At 59.5% G+C, this 20,580-nt stretch carries 17 protein-coding genes; 10 read left to right on the top strand and 7 right to left on the bottom strand.

Annotated elements, in window-relative coordinates:
- The first annotated feature begins 237 nt into the window (after positions 1-237).
- A complete protein-coding gene (gene gltA, locus ACZ3HH_RS25045; protein ID WP_465808661.1) occupies positions 238-1,527 on the top strand; it encodes a citrate synthase in 1,290 nt (429 codons plus the stop codon).
- A gap of 1,129 nt (positions 1,528-2,656) precedes the next feature.
- Here the strand turns inward: gltA and ACZ3HH_RS25040 are convergent.
- The 3 genes from ACZ3HH_RS25040 to ACZ3HH_RS25030 all read right to left on the bottom strand — a co-directional run bounded on the left by ACZ3HH_RS25040 (position 2,657) and on the right by ACZ3HH_RS25030 (position 5,785).
- Complete coding sequence (locus ACZ3HH_RS25040) at positions 2,657-4,315, bottom strand: cation acetate symporter (RefSeq protein WP_465808659.1); 1,659 nt, start codon at positions 4,313-4,315, stop codon at positions 2,657-2,659.
- A complete protein-coding gene (locus ACZ3HH_RS25035) occupies positions 4,312-4,623 on the bottom strand; it encodes a DUF485 domain-containing protein (RefSeq protein WP_465808657.1) in 312 nt (103 codons plus the stop codon). Before ACZ3HH_RS25035 ends, ACZ3HH_RS25040 begins: the two co-directional genes overlap by 4 nt.
- Positions 4,624-4,933: 310 nt before the next feature.
- Positions 4,934-5,785 carry a glycine betaine ABC transporter substrate-binding protein gene (locus ACZ3HH_RS25030; RefSeq protein WP_465808655.1) on the bottom strand — a complete coding sequence of 284 codons (852 nt, stop codon included), beginning with the start codon at positions 5,783-5,785 and terminating at the stop codon, positions 4,934-4,936.
- Positions 5,786-6,071: 286 nt separating this feature from the next.
- Between ACZ3HH_RS25030 and ACZ3HH_RS25025 the strand changes: the two genes are divergently transcribed.
- A complete protein-coding gene (locus tag ACZ3HH_RS25025; protein WP_465808653.1) occupies positions 6,072-7,667 on the top strand; it encodes a glycoside hydrolase family 17 protein in 1,596 nt (531 codons plus the stop codon).
- 113 nt (positions 7,668-7,780) lie between these two features.
- Here ACZ3HH_RS25025 and ACZ3HH_RS25020 read toward each other — a convergent pair whose 3' ends face one another.
- The gene (locus tag ACZ3HH_RS25020; protein ID WP_465808651.1) at positions 7,781-8,149 is read right to left on the bottom strand and encodes a hypothetical protein; all 369 of its coding nucleotides are present in this window, start codon (positions 8,147-8,149) and stop codon (positions 7,781-7,783) included.
- A 223-nt stretch (positions 8,150-8,372) separates the two neighbouring features.
- Between ACZ3HH_RS25020 and ACZ3HH_RS25015 the strand changes: the two genes are divergently transcribed.
- Together ACZ3HH_RS25015 and ACZ3HH_RS25010 are read left to right on the top strand one after the other, a co-directional pair.
- Positions 8,373-9,671, top strand: coding sequence for a serine/threonine protein kinase (locus ACZ3HH_RS25015; RefSeq protein ID WP_465808649.1), 1,299 nt, complete (start codon positions 8,373-8,375; stop codon positions 9,669-9,671).
- Complete coding sequence (locus ACZ3HH_RS25010) at positions 9,664-10,452, top strand: MlaA family lipoprotein (RefSeq protein WP_465808647.1); 789 nt, start codon at positions 9,664-9,666, stop codon at positions 10,450-10,452. Before ACZ3HH_RS25015 ends, ACZ3HH_RS25010 begins: the two co-directional genes overlap by 8 nt.
- 175 nt (positions 10,453-10,627) lie before the next feature.
- On the opposite strand, the gene ACZ3HH_RS25005 is transcribed toward ACZ3HH_RS25010, so the two are convergent.
- Positions 10,628-11,542 (bottom strand): DUF808 domain-containing protein, encoded by a 915-nt coding sequence (locus ACZ3HH_RS25005; protein WP_465808646.1) that lies wholly within the window; start codon positions 11,540-11,542, stop codon positions 10,628-10,630.
- 134 nt (positions 11,543-11,676) lie between these two features.
- On the opposite strand from ACZ3HH_RS25005, the gene ACZ3HH_RS25000 reads away from it, so the two are divergent.
- Positions 11,677-12,285, top strand: a complete 609-nt coding sequence (locus tag ACZ3HH_RS25000) for a TetR/AcrR family transcriptional regulator (RefSeq protein ID WP_465808644.1) — start codon at positions 11,677-11,679, stop codon at positions 12,283-12,285.
- 112 nt (positions 12,286-12,397) lie between these two features.
- Here ACZ3HH_RS25000 and ACZ3HH_RS24995 read toward each other — a convergent pair whose 3' ends face one another.
- Together ACZ3HH_RS24995 and ACZ3HH_RS24990 are read right to left on the bottom strand one after the other, a co-directional pair.
- Positions 12,398-12,856: an REP-associated tyrosine transposase gene (locus ACZ3HH_RS24995; protein WP_465808642.1), complete on the bottom strand. Its 459-nt coding sequence runs from the start codon at positions 12,854-12,856 to the stop codon at positions 12,398-12,400.
- A 198-nt stretch (positions 12,857-13,054) separates the two neighbouring features.
- Positions 13,055-13,495 (bottom strand): GlcG/HbpS family heme-binding protein, encoded by a 441-nt coding sequence (locus ACZ3HH_RS24990; RefSeq protein ID WP_465808640.1) that lies wholly within the window; start codon positions 13,493-13,495, stop codon positions 13,055-13,057.
- 266 nt (positions 13,496-13,761) lie between these two features.
- On the opposite strand from ACZ3HH_RS24990, the gene gcl reads away from it, so the two are divergent.
- From gcl to pyk, 5 genes are all read left to right on the top strand, one after another.
- Entirely contained in the window at positions 13,762-15,537 is a 1,776-nt protein-coding gene (gene gcl / locus ACZ3HH_RS24985) for a glyoxylate carboligase (RefSeq protein WP_465808639.1), read from the top strand.
- A gap of 174 nt (positions 15,538-15,711) precedes the next feature.
- Positions 15,712-16,494, top strand: coding sequence for a hydroxypyruvate isomerase (gene hyi, locus ACZ3HH_RS24980; protein ID WP_008073039.1), 783 nt, complete (start codon positions 15,712-15,714; stop codon positions 16,492-16,494).
- A gap of 209 nt (positions 16,495-16,703) precedes the next feature.
- Positions 16,704-17,594, top strand: coding sequence for a 2-hydroxy-3-oxopropionate reductase (locus ACZ3HH_RS24975; protein WP_465808636.1), 891 nt, complete (start codon positions 16,704-16,706; stop codon positions 17,592-17,594).
- Between the two features lie 174 nt (positions 17,595-17,768).
- A complete protein-coding gene (locus ACZ3HH_RS24970) occupies positions 17,769-19,049 on the top strand; it encodes a glycerate kinase type-2 family protein (protein ID WP_465808634.1) in 1,281 nt (426 codons plus the stop codon).
- Positions 19,039-20,454, top strand: coding sequence for a pyruvate kinase (gene pyk / locus ACZ3HH_RS24965; RefSeq protein ID WP_038979654.1), 1,416 nt, complete (start codon positions 19,039-19,041; stop codon positions 20,452-20,454). Before ACZ3HH_RS24970 ends, pyk begins: the two co-directional genes overlap by 11 nt.
- Positions 20,455-20,580 lie beyond the last annotated feature (126 nt).

The following is a 20,580-nucleotide window of genomic DNA, read 5'->3' as shown; positions in this document are numbered from 1 at the left end:
GGTGGCCGAGTATAGACAGTTAGGCTACTAATGACAACGCGTTCACCTTCCCCTAATAGCTGATTGCACAAGTCAGATAAAAGGCGTAAATGGCAGTCAATTTCGAGGAAAAAGTCCGGTTAAAGCCTTCTGGAGCAAGACTTTAGGCAAATTGACATTCGAATTTATCTCACTATAGTGGTGCGGGCCCTGCGTGGGGGGTCTGTCTGATGATTTCAAGCATAAATAGGAGGCCACATGGCTGACAAAAAAGCGCAGTTGATCATCGAGGGCGCAGCCCCCGTCGAGCTGCCCATTTTAACCGGCACCGTTGGTCCCGATGTTATCGACGTTCGGGGCCTGACGGCCACGGGCCGCTTCACCTTTGACCCTGGTTTCATGTCGACTGCCTCGTGCGAGTCGAAGATCACCTATATCGACGGCGACAACGGCATTCTGCTGCACCGCGGCTACCCGATCGAACAGTTGGCTGAAAAGTCGGACTATCTGGAAACCTGCTATCTGCTGCTCAACGGCGAATTGCCGACCGCAGAACAGAAGGCCCAGTTCGTAGGCACCGTGAAGAACCACACCATGGTTCACGAGCAATTGAAGACCTTCTTCAACGGCTTCCGTCGCGACGCCCACCCGATGGCCGTCATGTGCGGCGTAGTGGGCGCCCTCTCGGCCTTCTACCACGACTCCCTCGACATCAATAACCCGCAGCATCGCGAAATCTCCGCGATCCGTCTGGTTGCCAAGATGCCGACCCTGGCCGCAATGGTTTACAAGTACTCCATGGGCCAACCCATGATGTACCCGCGCAACGATCTGTCGTATGCGGAAAACTTCCTGCACATGATGTTCAACACACCGTGCGAGATCAAACCGATCAGCCCGGTACTCGCCAAGGCCATGGACCGGATCTTCATCCTCCATGCCGACCACGAGCAAAACGCATCGACTTCTACCGTACGTCTGGCCGGTTCGTCGGGTGCCAACCCGTTCGCCTGTATCGCCGCCGGTATCGCTGCACTGTGGGGCCCTGCCCACGGCGGTGCGAACGAAGCCGTTCTGACCATGCTTGACGAGATTGGCGATGTTTCGAACATCGACAAGTACATCGCCAAGGCCAAGGACAAGAACGATCCGTTCAAATTGATGGGCTTCGGTCACCGGGTTTACAAAAACCGCGACCCACGCGCCACCGTCATGAAGCAAACCTGCGACGAAGTACTGAAAGAGCTGGGCATCACCAACGATCCGCAACTCGAACTGGCCATGCGCCTGGAAGAGATCGCCCTGACCGATCCGTACTTCATCGAACGTTCGCTGTACCCGAACGTCGACTTCTACTCGGGGATCATCCTCAAGGCGATCGGCATTCCGACCAGCATGTTCACCGTGATCTTCGCTCTGGCGCGGACTGTCGGCTGGATCTCCCACTGGAAAGAAATGCTCTCCAGCCCGTACAAGATCGGCCGCCCGCGCCAGTTGTACACCGGCTACGAGTCGCGTGATATCACCAGGCTGGAAGACCGCGAATAAGACCTGTCTTGCGATAATGTCTTGAGCTGTACCGGGAACGGCCTCTATTTAGATAGGGGCCGTTTTTGTTTGTGCCTGACGTTGAATTACTCGGCGGCCTGAGGGCCGACCGGGTTCTATGGTTGTGTACATATCCGTTTCTTCGGTTGCGCCGGCTGGCGGTTCCGCTCTTACAGCGGGTCACTTTCGAAAAGCGCGAAAGTAACCAAAGCGCTTTTTGCCCCTGTCGTTCGGTGCCTCGCTAAGGCTCGGCATGCCCTCGCTCCAGTCCTGCTCCGTGGGCCCGCCGCCATCGGCCATCCATGGCCGGGGGCGGCTAACCCGGCATCCATGCCGGGTTGCCCACTGCGCAGGACCTCCACTCGGCCTCTCGAGGGGGCGGTGCATCAAGATCAAAAGCTGCAGGCGAGCTAACGCTCGGCCTGTTGAGTGGTGAAAGGCAAGGCGGATGTGCTCTGATTTTGGATGCGCTCTGATTTTTTGTGGGAGCTGGCTTGTCGGGTCGCCGCATCGCTGCGATGGCGGCCCGCCAGCCGACCAATCTTCCCGGGATGTACCCAGTCCAACTGTGGGAGCGGGCTTGCTCGCGAAGCTGTTGATCTTGCCGTTGCCGTTGCTTTGGCTTTTGATCTTGATCTGCCGCCCCTTTCCCAGAGGCCGAACGCAGGCGTTGCGTAGGGGGCACCGCGGCAAGGATGCCGCGGTAGCCGCCCCCGGCCATGGATGGCCGATGGCGGCGGGCCCCCGGAGCAATGCCTTCGTTATGGCATGCCGAGCCTAAGCGAGGCACCAAATGGAGGGGCAAAGCCTTTTGGTTCCTTTTCGGCGTTTGGAAAAGGGACTCGCTGTAAGAGCGAAACCGCCAGCCGGAGCTACCGCAGAAACGGATATGCACACGATCAAAGAGCCCGACCGGCTATCAGGCCGCCATCGCAGCGATGTGGCGACCCGACAAGCCAGCTCCCACAATTTGATCGGTGTACATCCGCAAGAAACAGGTCGATTGTCAGGCCGCCTTCGCGGGCAAGCCTCGCTCCTACAAAGGCCAAACCGCCCAATAAAAAAAATGCCCCAATCTCTCGACCAGGGCATTTTGTGTAGCTCAGCTTATATATAGAAACTCAAAGCCTTAGTGCGAAACCGCCCCACTCGCCCCCAACCCAGTTTGCGAACGAACAAACTGCGGGAAGAACAGCGCACGTTCATTCACACCCTCGGCCGACTTGTCAGTGACCGAGAAGAACCAGATACCGACAAACGCAATGGCCATGGAGAACAGCGCCGGGTATTCATACGGGAAGATCGCCTTCTCGTGACCCAGGATCTGCACCCAGATGGTTGGCCCCAACACCATCAAGCCAACAGCACTGACCAGACCCAGCCAGCCACCGATCATCGCACCGCGAGTCGTCAGCTTCTTCCAGTACATCGAAAGCAGCAGCACCGGGAAGTTGCAGCTCGCCGCGATAGAGAACGCCAGGCCCACCATGAACGCGATGTTCTGCTTCTCGAACAGAATGCCCAGGCCGATCGCCAGCACCGCCAGAGCGATGGTGGTGATTTTCGAGACACGGATCTCATCCTTCTCGTTGGCCTTGCCCTTCTTGATCACGCTGGCATACAGATCATGGGACACCGCCGAAGCACCGGCCAGGGTCAGACCAGCCACCACCGCCAGGATGGTTGCGAACGCCACCGCCGAGATGAAGCCAAGGAACATACTGCCACCCACCGCGTTGGCCAAATGCACCGCCGCCATGTTGTTGCCGCCCAACAGCGCGCCAGCCGCGTCCTTGAAAACCGGATTGGTGCTGACCAGCAGAATCGCACCGAAGCCGATGATGAAGGTCAGGATGTAGAAGTAGCCAATGAAGCCGGTTGCATACAGCACGCTTTTACGAGCTTCTTTAGCGTCACTCACGGTGAAGAAGCGCATCAGAATGTGCGGCAGGCCAGCGGTACCGAACATCAATGCCAGGCCAAGGGAAAACGCGGAGACCGGATCTTTCACCAGGCCACCGGGGCTCATGATCGCTTCACCTTTAGGGTGAACCTTGATCGCCTCGGAGAACAGCGCATTGAAGTCGAAGTTGACGTGCTTCATCACCATCAGCGCCATGAACGAGGCACCGGACAGCAACAGCACCGCCTTGATGATCTGTACCCAAGTGGTCGCCAGCATGCCGCCGAACAGCACGTACATGCACATCAGGATACCGACCAGAATCACCGCAACATGATAGTCAAGACCGAACAGCAGCTGAATCAGCTTGCCGGCACCAACCATTTGCGCGATCAGGTAGAACGCCACCACCACCAGCGAACCACACGCCGACAGCGAACGGATCTGGGTCTGCCCCAGGCGATATGACGCAACGTCGGCAAAGGTGTACTTGCCCAGGTTACGCAGGCGCTCGGCGATCAGGAACAGAATGATCGGCCAGCCCACCAGGAAGCCGATCGAGTAGATCAGGCCATCGTAGCCTGAGGTGAACACCAGGGCGGAAATACCCAGGAAGGACGCCGCGGACATGTAGTCACCGGCAATCGCCAAGCCGTTCTGGAAACCGGTGATCTTGCCGCCCGCCGCATAGTAGTCGGCGGCCGAGTTGTTTTTCTTGGAAGCCCAGTAAGTGATGCACAGGGTCGCACCCACGAATGCCACGAACATCAGGATCGCGGAAACGTTGAGCGGTTGCTTTTGTACCGCACCCGTCAGGGCTTCAGCCGCCCAGGCGCCAGGTGCGAAGGCTGCGATGCTCAATAGAGCCATTAGGCGCCGGATCATTGCTGAGCCTCCTTGAGAATCGCATTGTTCAAGTCGTCGAATTCGCCATTGGCGCGCCGCACGTAGACGCCCGTCAGGATAAAGGCCGAAACGATCAGCCCGACACCGATCGGAATGCCCCACGTAACCGAAGACTCGGGGCTGATTTTCGCGCCCAGAATATGCGGCCCGTAAGCAATCAAAAGGATGAATCCGGAGTACAGCCCAAGCATGATCGCTGAAAGAATCCAGGCGAATCGTTCTCTCTTGCTGACCAGCTCTTTGAAGCGCGAGCTGTTTTGAATAGAGAGGTAAATGCTGTCGTTCATTGTTTTTATCCTCGCAGCACAGATTTAGTTGGAACGGTATCCACTCTATGCGGCTGCCGGACAGGTTCCAGACGACCTTAGTATTAGAACGACATGACAGAGTCGCCATTTTTTCAGCATGCATTAAACAATGTGGGAGCGGCGGTGCGGCGATCCGACTTGCTCGCGAAGGCGGAGTGTCAGCCAACATCGATGCTGAATGACACACCGCTTTCGCGAGCAAGCCCGCTCCCACATAAAAAAGCAAAAGGCCCCTTGGCATTTATGCCAAAGGGCCTTTAGAGGTGCTGACTAGGCGCTTCAGGTCAAATCATTTGGTCCAGTCGGCAACGCGATCCGGGTGTTTGGCCACCCAATCCTTCGCAGCGACTTCAGGTTTGGCGCCATCCTGGATCGCCAACATGACTTCGCCGATTTCGTCTTTCGACGCCCATTGGAAGTTCTTCAGGAACTTCGCAACTTCCGGCGCTTTGGTTGCCAGCTCTTTGCTACCGATGCTGTTCACGGTTTCAGCCGCGCCATAAACGCCTTTCGGGTCGTCCAGGAAGCGCAGTTTCCACTTGGCGAACATCCAGTGCGGCACCCAACCGGTGACGGCAATGGATTCGTTTTTCTTCTCGGCACGGGTCAGCTCGGCAATCATGCCGGCGCCAGAACTGGCCTTGAGGGTGTAGTTGTCCAGACCGTAATCCTTGATGGCCTGATCGGTCTTGAGCATCACGCCTGAACCGGCGTCGATACCGACGATACGACCCTTGAAGCTGTCGTCGGTTTTCAGATCGGCAATAGACTTGGCCTTGACGTACTCCGGCACGATCAGGCCGATTTTCGCATCCTTGAAGTTCGGGCCGTAATCGACGACCTGATCCTTGTTCTTGGTCCAGTATTCACCGTGAGTCACGGGCAGCCACGCCGACAGCATGGCGTCGAGTTTGCCTGTGGCCACACCCTGCCACATGATCCCGGTGGCAACCGCTTGCAGTTTCACGTCATAACCGAGCTTCTGCCGGATCACCTCGGCAGCCACGTTGGTCGTGGCGACACTGTCCGACCAGCCGTCTACATAACCGATCGTCACTGCCTTGCCTTCAGCGCTGGCCATCGTAGAACTGATCGCCAGCACCAAAGCGGCACCTGCGCCCAAGAGTCGTCGCATCTTCATCGTTACTTCCCCGAAAGTGCTGCGCCCGACGGATGCCGAGCCGCTCAACGTATTGTTATGGTGCACAGCGCCCCCATCACGCCTCACCGCAAACTCGTTCAAACATCAGCGGAGTACTGACGATTGGATGATCAACCTGACGCCCATGACGACCTGCTCTGCCAGCGACCTCAAAACATCGAGAAACGACATCAGAAGGCCATTAATTGCAACCGTCGCAAATCCATCCGCCGCCCCGCCCGAACTTTGCATGACAAAATTGTGCAAGCCACCAAGCGCGGGATAAATGCAGGTAACATGCGCGGCTTTGTTCCCAGACGGCCCGACCATGCCCGCGACATCCCGCTTTCCTTTTTTTGCTTATTTATTCGCCTGCCTGCTGGGGCTTTTTGCCCTCGGTGGCTTCTGGTACGGCCTCGGCAAACCGGTGATCCTGCCGGACGTGGCCAGCGCGACGCACAAGCTGCAATGCGCCTCCTACACCCCGTTCGACAAAGACCAATCGCCGTTCGATGTGCCGTTCAAACTGCGCCCCGAGCGCATGGACGCCGACCTCGCACTGCTGGCAACCCGTTTCGAATGCATCCGCACTTATTCCATGACCGGCCTCGAGGCCCTGCCCGATCTGGCACGCAAGCATGGCTTGAAGCTGATGATCGGCGCCTGGGTCAACAGCAACCCGGTGGACACCGCCAAGGAGGTCGACCTGCTGATCGCCTCGGCCAATGCCAACGCCGATGTCGTGACCTCAGTGATCGTAGGTAACGAAACCCTGCTGCGCAAGGAAGTCACCGGTGCACAGTTGGCGACGCTGATTAACAAGGTCAAAAGTCAGGTCAAACAACCGGTGACTTACGCTGACGTCTGGGAGTTCTGGCTCAAGCACCCTGAAATCGCCCCGGCAGTAGACTTCCTGACCATCCATTTGCTGCCGTACTGGGAAGACGATCCGTCGAACATCGACGCTGCACTGCAGCATGTGGCCGAAGTGCGCCAGGTGTTCGGCAACAAATTCGCGCCCAAAGACGTGATGATTGGCGAAACCGGCTGGCCGAGCGAAGGCCGTCAGCGCGAAACCGCCCTGCCGAGCCGGGTCAATGAAGCCAAGTTCATTCGCAGCTTTGTGATCATGGCCGAGCAGCAAGGCTGGCATTACAACCTGATCGAAGCGTTCGACCAGCCCTGGAAACGCGCCAGCGAAGGTGCGGTCGGGGGTTACTGGGGACTGTTCGACGCTGATCGCCAGGATAAGGGCGTGCTCGCCGGGCCGGTCTCGAACGTGCCGTACTGGTCGCAATGGCTGGTAGTGGGTGGCTTGATCTTCATCGGTACGCTGATCCTCGGCGGTCGCGTTCGCAGCACCCGCGCGGCATTGGTTCTGCCACTGCTCGGCGCGTTGGCGGCCTGTTCGATTGGCGCCTGGGGCGATCTGGCCCGTGTCACCACCCGGTTTCCCAGTGAGTGGCTATGGGTCGCTTTGCTGACGGGGTTGAATTTGTTGGTGCTGGCCCATGCCGCGCTGACCTTGAGCGCCCGCACCGGTTGGCGTGAACGCGCCTTCAATGCGCTGGAACGTCGAGCTGGCTGGTGGTTGGCAGTGGCAGGTTTTGCCACGGCGGTGATGATGCTGGAGCTGGTGTTCGACCCGCGTTATCGCAGCTTCCCGAGTGTCGCGTTCATCCTGCCGGCGCTGGTGTACCTGTGCCGGCCGGTCAGTGTGCCGCGTCGGGAAATCGCCCTGCTGACCTTCATCATCGGCGCCGGCATTGCGCCGCAGCTGTATCAAGAAGGTTTGCAGAACCAACAGGCCTGGGGTTGGGCGCTGGTGAGTGGGTTGATGGTAGCGGCGTTGTGGCGCAGCTTGCGGGTTCGCAAGGGCTGATCTTCAGCGCGGCAACCGGCCCCATCGCGAGCAGGCTCGCTCCCACCTTTAACCGCGTTCTCATGCTAGATGCGGTCGAATGTGGGAGCGAGCCTGCTCGCGATGACGGACTATCAAACCCCGCGGGACGCCCGGACCAACCGCAAAGCAGCAATCACCACCGCAAATACCGCCAACGTGGTGGTGTACAACGCCAGCGCCGGAAACCCGAACACCAGCGCCAGCACCGCCAGCCACCACCCCGCTCGCCCCGGCAACACAAAACCGAGCACGGCGGCGGCCACTGCCGACCAGCCCAGCACCTTGAAATGAATCATCAGGCCCAGGTTCGACCGAATCTGGCATTCCCAGCGACTGGCCTCGTCAACGCAAATGCCGACCCATTGAGCATCCTCCATGAAGCCATAACGCGCGCCATAACTGGCGGCCAGCCACAATGGCAGAAGAACGAGCAACAGGATCACGGGCAGACGGCGGGACATGAAACACTCCAATAAACGAAATCGGCGGCCAGCTTAATCTCCCAACAGCCTTACGCAAGCGCTAACAACAGTTAACTGGCCAGCCAATCACTGCAAAGTGTATCGTCCCGCTACCGTTGCTCCGAAATCAGGCCTGTTTGGTGCCGATCATGGCACTTTGGCGCAAATCCGATGGTCATAGCCTGCGAACTTCATTCGGCACCTTCCTCTAAGGGATCTAGTCATGCTCCGTTCCTTGCGCTTCGCCGCCCTGTTTGGCGGCTTGATTTTAAGTGCGTCCGCACTGGCGGCCGACATTGATGCCGCCAGTTACGGCTACCCCCTGACCAACCCGTTCGAGGCGACTATCGCCACGACACCGCCGGAGTTACGCCCGGAACTGCCGCTGGACGAAGACATCAATCAGTCGGATCGCAGCGTCACGTTGCGCCCGGAGCGTGAATTCAGCCTGCCGGACAACTTCTGGCCGGTAAAGAAACTCACCTACCGCATCGCCACGCAAGATAAAGCGGCACCGTTGATCTTCCTGATTTCCGGCACGGGTGCACGCTATGACAGCACCCTCAACGAGTACCTGAAAAAGCTCTACTACAAGGCCGGCTATCATGTGGTGCAGCTGTCGTCGCCGACCAGCTTCGACTTCATGACCGCCGCCTCGCGTTTCGCCACCCCTGGCGTAACCAAGGAAGATGCCGAAGACATGTACCGGGTGATGCAGGCCGTGCGGGCGCAGAATCCGAAACTGCCGGTCACCGACTATTTCCTGACCGGTTACAGCCTCGGCGCCCTGGATGCGGCATTTGTGGCGCACCTGGATGAAACCCGTCGCAGCTTCAATTTCAAGAAAGTCTTGCTACTCAACCCGCCGGTCAACCTTTACACCTCGATCACCAACCTGGACAAGCTGGTACAGACAGAGGTGAAAGGCATCAACAACTCCACCACTTTCTATGAGTTGGTGCTGGACAAACTAACCCGTTACTTCCAGCAGAAGGGCTACATCGACCTCAACGATGCCCTCCTCTACGACTTCCAGCAGTCCAAGCAGCACTTGAGCAACGAGCAGATGGCGATGCTGATCGGCACCTCGTTTCGCTTCTCGGCGGCCGACATTGCCTTCACCTCGGACCTGATCAACCGCCGCGGCCTGATCACGCCACCGAAATACCCGATCACCGAAGGCACCACCCTCACGCCGTTCCTCAAACGTGCGCTGCAATGCGACTTCGACTGCTACCTGACCGAACAGGTCATTCCGATGTGGCGCGCCCGCACCGACGGCGGCAGCCTGCTGCAACTGATCGATCAGGTGAGCCTGTATGCGCTCAAGGACTACCTGCACGACAGCCCGAAAATCGCCGTCATGCACAACGCCGACGACGTGATCCTCGGCCCTGGCGACCTGGGGTTCCTGCGCAAGACCTTTGGCGATCGCTTGACCGTTTATCCACTGGGCGGCCATTGCGGCAACCTCAATTACCGCGTCAACAGCGACGCCATGCTGGAGTTTTTCCGTGGCTAAATACCCCCTGCTGATCGCAGCGTTACTTTGTGCAGGCGTCGCCAACGCCGACAACAGCAAAGCCAATGCACCTGTGGTGGTCGATAGTGACGGCTTCAAGGAACCGCTGAGCAAACTCAAATTCAACCCGGGGCTGGATCAGCGCGAGTTCGAACGCTCAACGCTCAACGCGTTGAACGTCTACGACCCGCTGGAAGAGTGGAACCGCCGCGTCTACCACTTCAACTACCGTTTTGACCAATGGGTGTTCCTGCCCGTGGTCAACGGCTATCGCTACATCACCCCAAGTTTCCTGCGCACCGGCGTCAGCAATTTCTTTAACAACGTCGGCGATGTGCCGAACCTGGTGAACAGCCTGCTGCAATTCAAGGGGCAGCGTTCGATGGAAACCACCGCGCGCCTGCTGCTCAACACCACCATCGGTATCGCCGGCCTGTGGGACCCGGCCACCGCCATGGGACTGCCGCGCCAGAGCGAAGACTTCGGCCAGACGCTGGGCTTCTACGGCATACCGGGCGGCGCCTACTTCGTGCTGCCGATCCTCGGCCCGTCGAACCTGCGTGATACTGCGGGCCTGGTAGTGGATTACACCGGCGAATCGGCGATCAACTTCCTGAACGTCGCCGAAGTCAGCTCCAACCACCCGGAAGTCCTGGCGCTGCGCATCATCGACAAGCGTTATCAGAACAGCTTCCGCTACGGCCAACTGAACACGCCGTTCGAGTATGAAAAAGTGCGTTACGTGTACACCGAGTCGCGCAAGCTGCAGGTCGCCGAGTAATTCCGTCGGCAACAAAAAAGGCCATTCGATTTGCGTCGAATGGCCTTTTTCATGCGCGGTGTCCCAAGCACCGCCGACCTACTGTGGGAGCGAGCCTGCTCGCGATGAAGTCATAACATTCACCATCAATGTTGACTGTTAGACCGCTATCGCGAGCAGGCTCGCTCCCACAGGTTCAGGCCTTTACCGTTTTCCAAACCTTGCTGACAGCCATCACCCCAACCAACACCGCCGCACCCGCCACAATCCCGGCCACGGCGTTCAGCAACGTCGGCACGATAAACCCGGCCCCACCAGCACCCGCGCTGACACTCTCGATCCAGTGATGAACCACCGGCACGCCGTGGGTCAGAATCCCGCCGCCGACCAAGAACATCGCCGCGGTGCCGATCACCGACAGGCTTTTCATCATGTACGGCGCTGCACGCAGGATCCCGCCGCCGATGCTTTTGGCCATTTGCCCAGGCTTCTGGGTCAGCCACAGACCGAGGTCATCGAGTTTGACGATGCCCGCAACCAGGCCATACACACCGATGGTCATGACGATGGCGATGCCCGAGAGCACGATCACTTGCTGGGTCAGCGAAGCGGCAGCCACGGTGCCCAGGGTGATGGCGATGATTTCCGCCGAGAGAATGAAGTCGGTACGGATCGCACCTTTGATCTTGTCCTTCTCGAACGCCACCAGATCGACCGCTGGGTTGGCCACAGCCTCGACCAGCTCTGCGTGTTCGGCCTGATCTTCAGCTTTGCTGTGCAGGAATTTGTGCGCGAGTTTCTCGAAACCTTCGAAGCACAGGTAAGCGCCACCGACCATCAACAACGGCGTGACCAGCCACGGAATGAACGCGCTGATGGCCAAGGCCGACGGCACCAGGATCAGCTTGTTGAGGAACGAGCCCTTGGCCACCGCCCATACCACCGGGATTTCCCGCTCGGCACGCACGCCGGAAACCTGCTGGGCGTTGAGCGCCAGATCGTCACCAAGCACACCGGCGGTCTTCTTCGCGGCCATTTTGGTCATCAACGCCACATCGTCCAGTACGGTGGCGATGTCGTCGATCAGCACCAGCAAACTGCTTCCTGCCATGAATCAGGTTTCCTTCTTGAATGAATGGTGCGCAGCATAGCGCGACCCGAGGCCAGACGGGGCATTCTTGAGCGCCGCGCGAGGCCGGTGCTACCATGCGCAACCGCCAGAACAGGCAAGGAACTCCTTGGTTTATGAGCACTATCCGCGAGCGCAACAAAGCACTGATCCTGCGTGCCGCCAGTGAAGAATTTGCCGACAAGGGCTTCGCTGCGACCAAAACCAGTGACATCGCGGCCAAGGCCGGGCTGCCCAAGCCCAACGTCTACTACTACTTCAAATCCAAGGAAAACCTCTACCGCGAGGTCCTGGAAAGCATTATCGAGCCGATTCTGCAGGCCTCGACGCCGTTCAACGCCGACGGCGTGCCCAGCGAAGTGCTGAGCGGCTATATTCGCTCGAAAATCCGCATCTCCCGTGACCTGCCCTTCGCCTCCAAGGTGTTCGCCAGCGAAATCATGCACGGCGCCCCACACTTGAGCCCCGACCTGGTCGAGCAGCTCAATGGCCAGGCCAGACACAACATCGACTGCATCCAGACCTGGATCGACCGTGGCCAGATCGCCCCGATCGACCCCAACCACCTGATGTTCAGCATCTGGGCCGCGACCCAGACCTACGCCGACTTCGACTGGCAGATCTCTGCGGTTACCGGTAAAGCCAAGCTGGATGAGGCCGACTATGAGGCGGCGGCGCAGACGATTATCAGGTTGGTGCTTAAGGGGTGTGAGCCTGATCGGTAGACCGCGGCGCCCCTATCGCCAGCAGGCTGGCTCCCACAGTGGATCTCTGACACTCAGATGATCCACCTGTGGGAGCCAGCCTGCTGGCGATGGGGACGTCGCGGTTTTTGGATCAAACCCAGATCGCATCCCACAGCGGATAGTCGCCAAGCCGCTCGACCAACCCGGCCCGCAACGGGTTAGCCACAACATACCGGGCAACCTTTACCAAGTCCTCTTCACGACGCAGCGCTCGATCATGAAAACCTCGCTGCCAAAGACTGGCCCTACGGCCGGCAGACAGATTCACTGCCTTGGTACTCAAAGACTTGGTCCTTTGCATCAGTCCGCACAGCGACCCCCGCTGCAATTCGATCAGCCAATGAAAATGATCCGGCATGACGACCCAGGCCAGTGAGTTTGCACAACCTTGGTCCTGCGCAGCGCGAAATTGCGAGACGACTAATCTGCCCAAGGTGAAGTCCTTGAAAACAGGTTCTCGGTCGAGTGTGTTTGTCGTTAAGAGATAGATGCGGTTTTGCTCGGCATAGCGGCCGATGCGCAGACGGTTTGAAGCTGGTAAATCCGGCATTCCATTGCCCTTTTCATAATGAAATCAAAAAGAGCCTAGTCTTGTGATGACTAAAAGGCGGGGGCAGACTTTTGGCAGGATGTGTCTGGTAGGGCACCATCGCCAGCAGGCTGGCTCCCACAGTGGATCTCTGACACGCAGATAATCCCCTGTGGGAGCCAGCCCGCTGGCGATAGCGGTAGATCAATCACCCATTAATCAAGCAGAAACCCCAGCATCCGCCTGCAACCCCAAAGCCTCGATTGCGTTGATCGCACATTGCTCATCAACATCAGACAAATCACCGCTGATGCCCACCGCCCCCAACACACTCCCATCCTGATCCCGAATCAACACGCCGCCCGGTACCGGGACGACGCTGCCCTGCCCCAGGCTATTCAGCGCGGCGAAGAAAGCCGGGCGTTGTTGGGCGTCCTGCGCCAGCAGGCGTGAACCCTTGCCCAGGGCGATTGCACCCCAGGCCTTGCCGATGGCGATCTGCGGGCGCAGCAGGCTCGCGCCGTCTTCGCGTTGCAGCGTTATCAAGTGCCCGCCGGCGTCCAGTACGGCAACGGTCAAGGGCGCGGCAGAGATTGCACGACCTGCGGAGATGGCCTGATTGGCCAGGTTGACTGCGACGTTCAAGGTTAAAGCGCTCATGGTGCCGTCCTCATTTTGTTATTGGGAAAGCCGTTGGATTGCCTTCTATTGCGCAATCCGATACAACAAATAGAACACAATGAATTATTTTTTTGTATACAATAATTCTCGAAAAGCGCCACATGCGACGAAAAGCCACAGTCTTTCGGGCTTCCGACGAATGAAACAGCTGCTTGAGAAAATGGATTGACCTGCGCCGTCCGCCGTGAATACACTCTGCGCAAAGCCACTTGTATACAATTACAAAACGTAAGAGGCACAAAACCATGAGCAAAATGAGAGCAATCGAAGCCGCCGTTCTGGTGATGCGCCGTGAAGGGGTTGATACCGCTTTTGGCATCCCGGGCGCCGCGATCAACCCGCTGTACTCCGCCTTGCAGAAGGTCGGTGGCATCGATCACGTCCTCGCTCGCCACGTTGAAGGCGCCTCGCACATGGCCGAGGGCTACACCCGCACCAAGGCCGGCAACATCGGAGTGTGCATCGGCACGTCCGGCCCGGCCGGCACCGACATGGTCACCGGGCTCTACAGTGCCTCGGCCGACTCGATCCCGATCCTGTGCATCACCGGCCAGGCACCCCGGGCCCGGATGCACAAGGAAGACTTCCAGGCCGTCGATATCACCAGCATAGTCAAGCCGGTCACCAAGTGGTCGACCACCGTCATGGAGCCGGGCCAAGTGCCTTACGCGTTCCAGAAAGCCTTCTATGAAATGCGCTCCGGCCGCCCAGGCCCGGTGCTGATCGACCTGCCGTTCGACGTGCAGATGGCTGAAATAGAATTCGACATCGACGCCTATGAGCCGCTGCCGCTGGCCAAGCCCACCGCTAACCGCGTGCAGATCGAGAAGGCCCTGGCCATGCTCGATCAGGCTGAACGTCCATTGCTGGTCGCCGGTGGCGGCATCATCAATGCCGACGCCAGCGAGTTGCTGGTGGAGTTCGCTGAGTTGACCGGTATTCCGGTGATCCCGACCCTGATGGGCTGGGGCACCATCCCGGACGATCACCCGCTGATGGTTGGCATGGTCGGTCTGCAAACCTCGCACCGTTATGGCAACGCCACGATGCTGAAGTCGGACGTGGTGCTGGGCGTCGGTAACCGTTGGGCTAACCGCCACACCGGTTCGGTCGACGTTTATACCGAAGGCCGCAAATTCATTCACGTCGACATCGAACCGACCCAGATCGGCCGCGTGTTCACCCCGGACCTGGGCATCGTGTCCGACGCCGCTGCCGCGTTGACCGTGTTCATCGAAGTCGCTCGCGAATGGCAAGCCGCCGGCAAGCTGAAAAACCGCAGCGCCTGGCTGCAAGACTGCCAGCAGCGCAAGTCCAGCCTGCAGCGCAAGACTCACTTCGACAACGTGCCGGTAAAACCGCAGCGCGTTTACGAAGAGATGAACCAGGTGTTCGGCAAAGACACCTGCTACGTCAGCACCATCGGTCTGTCGCAGATTGCCGGCGCGCAGTTCCTGCACGTCTACAAACCGCGTCACTGGATCAACTGCGGTCAGGCCGGCCCGTTGGGCTGGACCATTCCGGCAGCACTCGGTGTGGTCAAGGCTGATCCGACCCGCAAAGTGGTGGCGCTGTCTGGGGACTATGACTTCCAGTTCATGATCGAAGAACTGGCGGTGGGCGCGCAGTTCAAGCTGCCGTACATCCACGTTGTCGTGAACAACTCGTACTTGGGGCTGATCCGTCAGGCCCAGCGCGGTTTCGACATGGACTACTGCGTGCAGCTGTCCTTCGACAACCTCAACGCTCCGGAACTCAACGGTTACGGTGTCGACCATGTCGCTGTCGCCGAAGGCCTGGGTTGCAAGGCGCTGCGGGTATTTGAACCGGATCAGATCCAGCCTGCCCTGCGCAAGGCTCAGGAGCTGATCGAGGAGTTCAAGGTGCCGGTGATCGTCGAGATCATTCTGGAGCGCGTGACCAACATTTCCATGGGCACCGAGATCAACGCCGTCAACGAATTCGAAGACCTGGCGCTGGTCGGCAACGATGCGCCAACGGCGATTTCGTTGCTTGATTAACTGCTGATCGTTCCCACTGTGGGAGCGGGCCTGTGTGGCGAGGGAGCTTGCTCCCGCTGGGTCGCGAAGCGGCCCCAAAAGCTTTGCGACTGCTTCGCAGCCGAGCGGGAGCAAGCTCCCTCGCCACACAGGCTCGCACCCACAGGGGACTGCACAAATTTACGGGAGACCACCATGCCGCGTTTCGCAGCCAACCTGTCCATGCTGTTCACCGAGCAGGATTTTCTTGCCCGTTTCGACGCTGCCGCCAAGGCCGGCTTCAGTGGTGTCGAATACCTGTTTCCCTACGATTTCAGCTCCGCCGAAATCAAGGCCAGGCTCGATGCCAATGGCTTGACCCAGGTGCTGTTCAACCTGCCGGCCGGTGACTGGGCCAAGGGCGAGCGCGGTATCGCGTGCTTGCCGGATCGGGTCGAAGAATTCCGCGCCGGTGTCGATCTGGCCATCGCTTACGCCAACGTGCTGGGCAATACCCAGATCAACTGCCTGGCCGGTATTCGTCCACAAGGTGTCGACGATGCCACCGTGGAAAAGACCTTTGTCGCCAACCTCAAGTACGCGGCCGACAAGCTGCAAGCGGCGGGCATCAAACTGGTGATGGAAGCGATCAACACCCGTGACATCCCGGGCTTCTACCTGAACAACACGGCGCAAGCCCTGTCGATTCGCGAACAGGTCGGCAGCGCCAATCTGTTCCTGCAATACGACATCTATCACATGCAAATCATGGAGGGCGACCTGGCCCGCACCATGGCCGCGCACCTGGGCGAGATCAACCACATCCAGTTGGCCGACAACCCAGGGCGCAACGAACCGGGCACCGGTGAAATCAATTACCGCTTCCTGTTCGAACACCTGGACCGCATCGGTTATCAGGGTTGGGTTGGCTGTGAATACAAGCCGCTGACCACCACCGAAGCGGGCTTGGGCTGGCTGAAAACCCATAACGCGATTTGAAGTTGAAACAGAACCATTGTGGCGAGGGAGCTTGCTCCCGCTCGGCTGCGAAGCAGTCGTAAACCCGCGAGCAGTTCTACCTGACACACCGCAGTAGCTGTTTTGGGGTCGCTTCGCAACCCAGCGGGAGCAAGCTCCCTCGCCACAGGATGTGTCCACCTCAGCCACGCGCACATTATTTGGCTACACAAAAACAAGAGGATTTTCTCATGGCTAAAATCGGATTTATCGGCACCGGCATCATGGGCCACCCAATGGCGTTGAACCTGCAGAAAGCCGGTCACAGCCTGTTCCTGTCGGCACACCACGACCCAGCCCCTGCCGATCTGGTCGCCGCTGGCGCCATCGCCCTGGCGAGCCCGAAAGAAGTCGCCCAGGAAGCCGAGTTCATCATCGTCATGGTCCCGGATACCCCGCAGGTCGACGACGTGCTGTTCCGCGCCGACGGTGTTGCAGCGGGCGTGAGCAAGGGCAAAGTCGTGATCGACATGAGCTCGATCTCGCCGACCGCCACTAAAACCTTCGCTGCGAAAATCAACGAGAAAGGCGCTCAATACCTCGACGCACCAGTGTCCGGCGGTGAAGTCGGCGCCAAGGCTGCGACCCTGAGCATCATGGTCGGTGGCGATGCCGATGCGTTCGAACGCGCCCTGCCGCTGTTCCAGGCCATGGGCAAGAACATCACCCTGGTCGGTGGCAACGGCGACGGTCAAACCGCGAAAGTGGCGAACCAGATCATCGTCGCCCTGAACATCCAGGCCGTGGCCGAAGCGCTGCTGTTCGCCTCGAAAAACGGTGCCGATCCGGCCAAGGTGCGTGAAGCGCTAATGGGCGGTTTCGCGTCGTCGAAGATCCTTGAAGTTCACGGCGAACGCATGATCAAGGGCACCTTCGATCCGGGCTTCCGCATCAGCCTGCACCAGAAGGACCTGAACCTGGCCCTGGCCGGCGCTCGCGAACTGGGCATCAACCTGCCGAACACCGCCAATACCCAGCAAGTGTTCAGCACTTGCGCGGCTATTGGTGGCAGCAACTGGGACCACTCGGCGCTGATCAAGGGCCTGGAACACATGGCGAATTTCTCGATTCGCGATAAATAACACCGATCTGAAGCTGGCTCGATTCCTGTGGGAGCTGGCTTGCCTGCGATGGCATCGACGCGGTCTACCTGATAGACCGCGTCGCCTGAATCGCAGGCAAGCCAGCTCCCACAGGACCGCGTCGCAATACTTGCTTTCGCCTTACTCCAATAACAAGAATTCCGGGAGCCCGCCATGTCGGTCGATCCGCAACAACTGCTGCGCGAGCTGTTTGCCACAGCCATCGACGCGGCCCATCCGCAGCATGTCCTCGAAGCTCATTTACCCAAAGATCGCAGCGGTCGGGTGATCGTCATCGGCGCCGGTAAAGCCGCAGCCGCCATGGCCCAGGTGGTCGAGCGCTGCTGGCAAGGCGAAGTGTCCGGCCTGGTGGTGACCCGTTACGGCCACGGCGTCCCGTGCGAAAAAATCGAAGTGGTCGAAGCCGCGCACCCGGTGCCGGATGCTGCCGGTCTGGCCGTGGCGAAACGGGTACTGGAACTGGTCAGCGACCTGAGCGAAGACGACCGCGTGATCTTCCTGCTGTCCGGCGGCGGCTCTGCCCTGCTCGCCTTGCCCGCAGCCGGCATCACCCTCGCCGACAAACAGTCGATCAACAAAGCCCTGCTCAAATCTGGCGCGACCATTGGCGAGATGAATTGCGTGCGCAAGCACCTCTCGGCAATCAAGGGCGGTCGTCTGGGCAAAGCCTGCTGGCCGGCCACGGTTTATACCTATGCGATTTCCGATGTACCGGGCGACCTCGCCACGGTCATCGCGTCCGGTCCCACTGTGGCCGACCCGAGCACCTCCGCCGAAGCACTGGCGATCCTGAAGCGTTATGGCATCGAAGTCCCGGTCTCGGTGCGCACCTGGCTGCAAAACCCGGAATCGGAAACGGTCAAACCCGGCGATCCGAGCCTGGCCCGCAGCCATTTCCAGTTGATCGCCCGCCCACAACAATCGCTGGAAGCGGCAGCGGTGAAAGCCCGTCAGGCCGGTTTCAGTCCGTTGATTCTCGGCGATCTGGAAGGCGAATCCCGGGACGTGGCGAAAGTCCATGCCGGCATTGCGCGGCAGATCGTCCAGCACGGCCAGCCGCTGGCAGCGCCGTGCGTGATTCTGTCCGGCGGCGAAACCACCGTCACCGTGCGCGGCAATGGCCGTGGCGGGCGCAACGCCGAATTCCTGCTGAGCCTGACCGACAGCCTCAAAGGCCTGCCTGGCGTCTACGCGCTGGCCGGTGACACCGACGGTATCGACGGCTCCGAAGACAACGCCGGCGCCATCATGACCCCGGACAGTTATGCCCGCGCCGCCGCCCTCGGCCTGAGCGCCAGCGATGAACTGGACAACAACAATGGCTACGGCTACTTCGCGGCGCTGGATGCGCTGATCGTCACCGAGCCGACCCGCACCAACGTCAACGACTTCCGCGCCATTTTGATTCTCGAGAGCACTAAACATGACGCCTAATAAGAAGGTCAAAATCCTCGCCACCCTTGGCCCGGCCACCAACGGGATCGACGACATCCGTGAGCTGGTGCAGGCCGGGGTCAATATCTTTCGCCTGAACTTCAGCCACGGCGATCATGCCGACCATGCCCAGCGCTATCAGTGGATTCGTGAAGTCGAGCGCCAGCTGAATTACCCGCTGGGAATTCTGATGGACCTGCAAGGCCCGAAATTGCGGGTCGGCAAATTCGCCCAAGGCAAAGTGCAGCTGCATCGCGGTCAGGCCTTGCGTCTGGACCTGGACCCGACGCCAGGCGATGAGCGTCGGGTCAACTTGCCTCACCCGGAAATCATCGCAGCGCTGGAGCCAGGCATGGACCTGCTGCTGGACGACGGCAAGTTGCGCCTGCGGGTAGTGACCAAATACGCCGATGCGATCGACACCACGGTGCTCAATGGCGGAGAGCTGTCGGATCGCAAAGGCGTGAACGTGCCGCAAGCGGTGCTGGATCTGAGCCCCCTGACCGCCAAGGATCGTCGCGACTTGAGTTTCGGTCTGGAGCTGGGTGTGGATTGGGTCGCGCTGTCGTTCGTGCAGCGCCCGGAAGACATTCGCGAAGCTCGCGCACTGATCGGCGACAAGGCGTATTTGATGGCGAAGATCGAGAAGCCATCGGCCGTGACGCAACTGCGGGAAATCGCCGAATTGAGCGATGCGATCATGGTCGCTCGCGGTGACCTGGGCGTGGAAGTGCCGGCCGAGAGCGTGCCGCAGATTCAGAAAAACATCATCAGCACCTGCCGCCAACTCGGCAAACCGGTGGTGGTGGCGACGCAGATGCTGGAGTCGATGCGCTTCTCCCCGGCCCCAACCCGCGCCGAAGTCACTGACGTCGCCAACGCGGTGGCCGAAGGTGCGGACGCGGTGATGCTGTCGGCGGAAACCGCATCCGGCGAGTACCCGCTGGAAGCTGTGCAGATGATGAGCAAGATCATCCGTCAGGTGGAAAACGGCCCGGACTATCAGGCCCAACTGGACGTGAGCCGACCGAAAGCCGAGGCCACGGTGTCGGACGCGATCAGCTGCGCGATCCGCCGCATCAGCAACGTGCTGCCAGTGGCGGTGCTGGTGAACTACAGCGAGTCTGGCACCTCGAGTCTACGGGCGGCGCGGGAACGGCCGACGGTGCCGATCCTCAACCTGACGCCGAACCTGCAGACCGCGCGGCGTTTGACGGTGGCGTGGGGGGTGCACTCGGTGGTCAATGATCGACTGCGCCAGGTGGATGAAGTGTGCTCGACGGCGTTGGAGATTGCCCAGGCACAGGGGATGGCTCAACGCGGCGATACGTTGTTGATTACTGCGGGCGTGCCGTTTGGGCAGCCGGGGTCGACCAATTCGTTGCGCATTGAGACGTTGATTTAAAGAACTACTCCTGTAAGAACTACCCCCGTGGCAAGGGAGCTTGCTCCCGCTCGGCTGCAAAGCAGTCGTCGCTTTGGCATGACGGTTTCAACAGAAAGACCGCATTGCCGATTTTAGGGCCGCTCC

It is taken from the genome of Pseudomonas sp. PME37.24/025, from assembly GCF_055556615.1.
This window is presented reverse-complemented; position numbering and strand designations above follow the sequence as displayed.

What these genes read in the sequence shown, in the direction of transcription:
- gltA (WP_465808661.1), top strand. Translation starts at nt 238, where the DNA reads ATGGCTGACAAAAAAGCGCAGTTGATCATCGAGGGCGCAGCCCCCGTC.
- ACZ3HH_RS25040 (WP_465808659.1), bottom strand. Translation starts at nt 4,315, where the DNA reads ATGATCCGGCGCCTAATGGCTCTATTGAGCATCGCAGCCTTCGCACCT.
- ACZ3HH_RS25035 (WP_465808657.1), bottom strand. Translation starts at nt 4,623, where the DNA reads ATGAACGACAGCATTTACCTCTCTATTCAAAACAGCTCGCGCTTCAAA.
- ACZ3HH_RS25030 (WP_465808655.1), bottom strand. Translation starts at nt 5,785, where the DNA reads ATGAAGATGCGACGACTCTTGGGCGCAGGTGCCGCTTTGGTGCTGGCG.
- ACZ3HH_RS25025 (WP_465808653.1), top strand. Translation starts at nt 6,072, where the DNA reads ATGCAGGTAACATGCGCGGCTTTGTTCCCAGACGGCCCGACCATGCCC.
- ACZ3HH_RS25020 (WP_465808651.1), bottom strand. Translation starts at nt 8,149, where the DNA reads ATGTCCCGCCGTCTGCCCGTGATCCTGTTGCTCGTTCTTCTGCCATTG.
- ACZ3HH_RS25015 (WP_465808649.1), top strand. Translation starts at nt 8,373, where the DNA reads ATGCTCCGTTCCTTGCGCTTCGCCGCCCTGTTTGGCGGCTTGATTTTA.
- ACZ3HH_RS25005 (WP_465808646.1), bottom strand. Translation starts at nt 11,542, where the DNA reads ATGGCAGGAAGCAGTTTGCTGGTGCTGATCGACGACATCGCCACCGTA.
- ACZ3HH_RS25000 (WP_465808644.1), top strand. Translation starts at nt 11,677, where the DNA reads ATGAGCACTATCCGCGAGCGCAACAAAGCACTGATCCTGCGTGCCGCC.
- ACZ3HH_RS24995 (WP_465808642.1), bottom strand. Translation starts at nt 12,856, where the DNA reads ATGCCGGATTTACCAGCTTCAAACCGTCTGCGCATCGGCCGCTATGCC.
- ACZ3HH_RS24990 (WP_465808640.1), bottom strand. Translation starts at nt 13,495, where the DNA reads ATGAGCGCTTTAACCTTGAACGTCGCAGTCAACCTGGCCAATCAGGCC.
- gcl (WP_465808639.1), top strand. Translation starts at nt 13,762, where the DNA reads ATGAGCAAAATGAGAGCAATCGAAGCCGCCGTTCTGGTGATGCGCCGT.
- hyi (WP_008073039.1), top strand. Translation starts at nt 15,712, where the DNA reads ATGCCGCGTTTCGCAGCCAACCTGTCCATGCTGTTCACCGAGCAGGAT.
- ACZ3HH_RS24975 (WP_465808636.1), top strand. Translation starts at nt 16,704, where the DNA reads ATGGCTAAAATCGGATTTATCGGCACCGGCATCATGGGCCACCCAATG.
- ACZ3HH_RS24970 (WP_465808634.1), top strand. Translation starts at nt 17,769, where the DNA reads ATGTCGGTCGATCCGCAACAACTGCTGCGCGAGCTGTTTGCCACAGCC.
- pyk (WP_038979654.1), top strand. Translation starts at nt 19,039, where the DNA reads ATGACGCCTAATAAGAAGGTCAAAATCCTCGCCACCCTTGGCCCGGCC.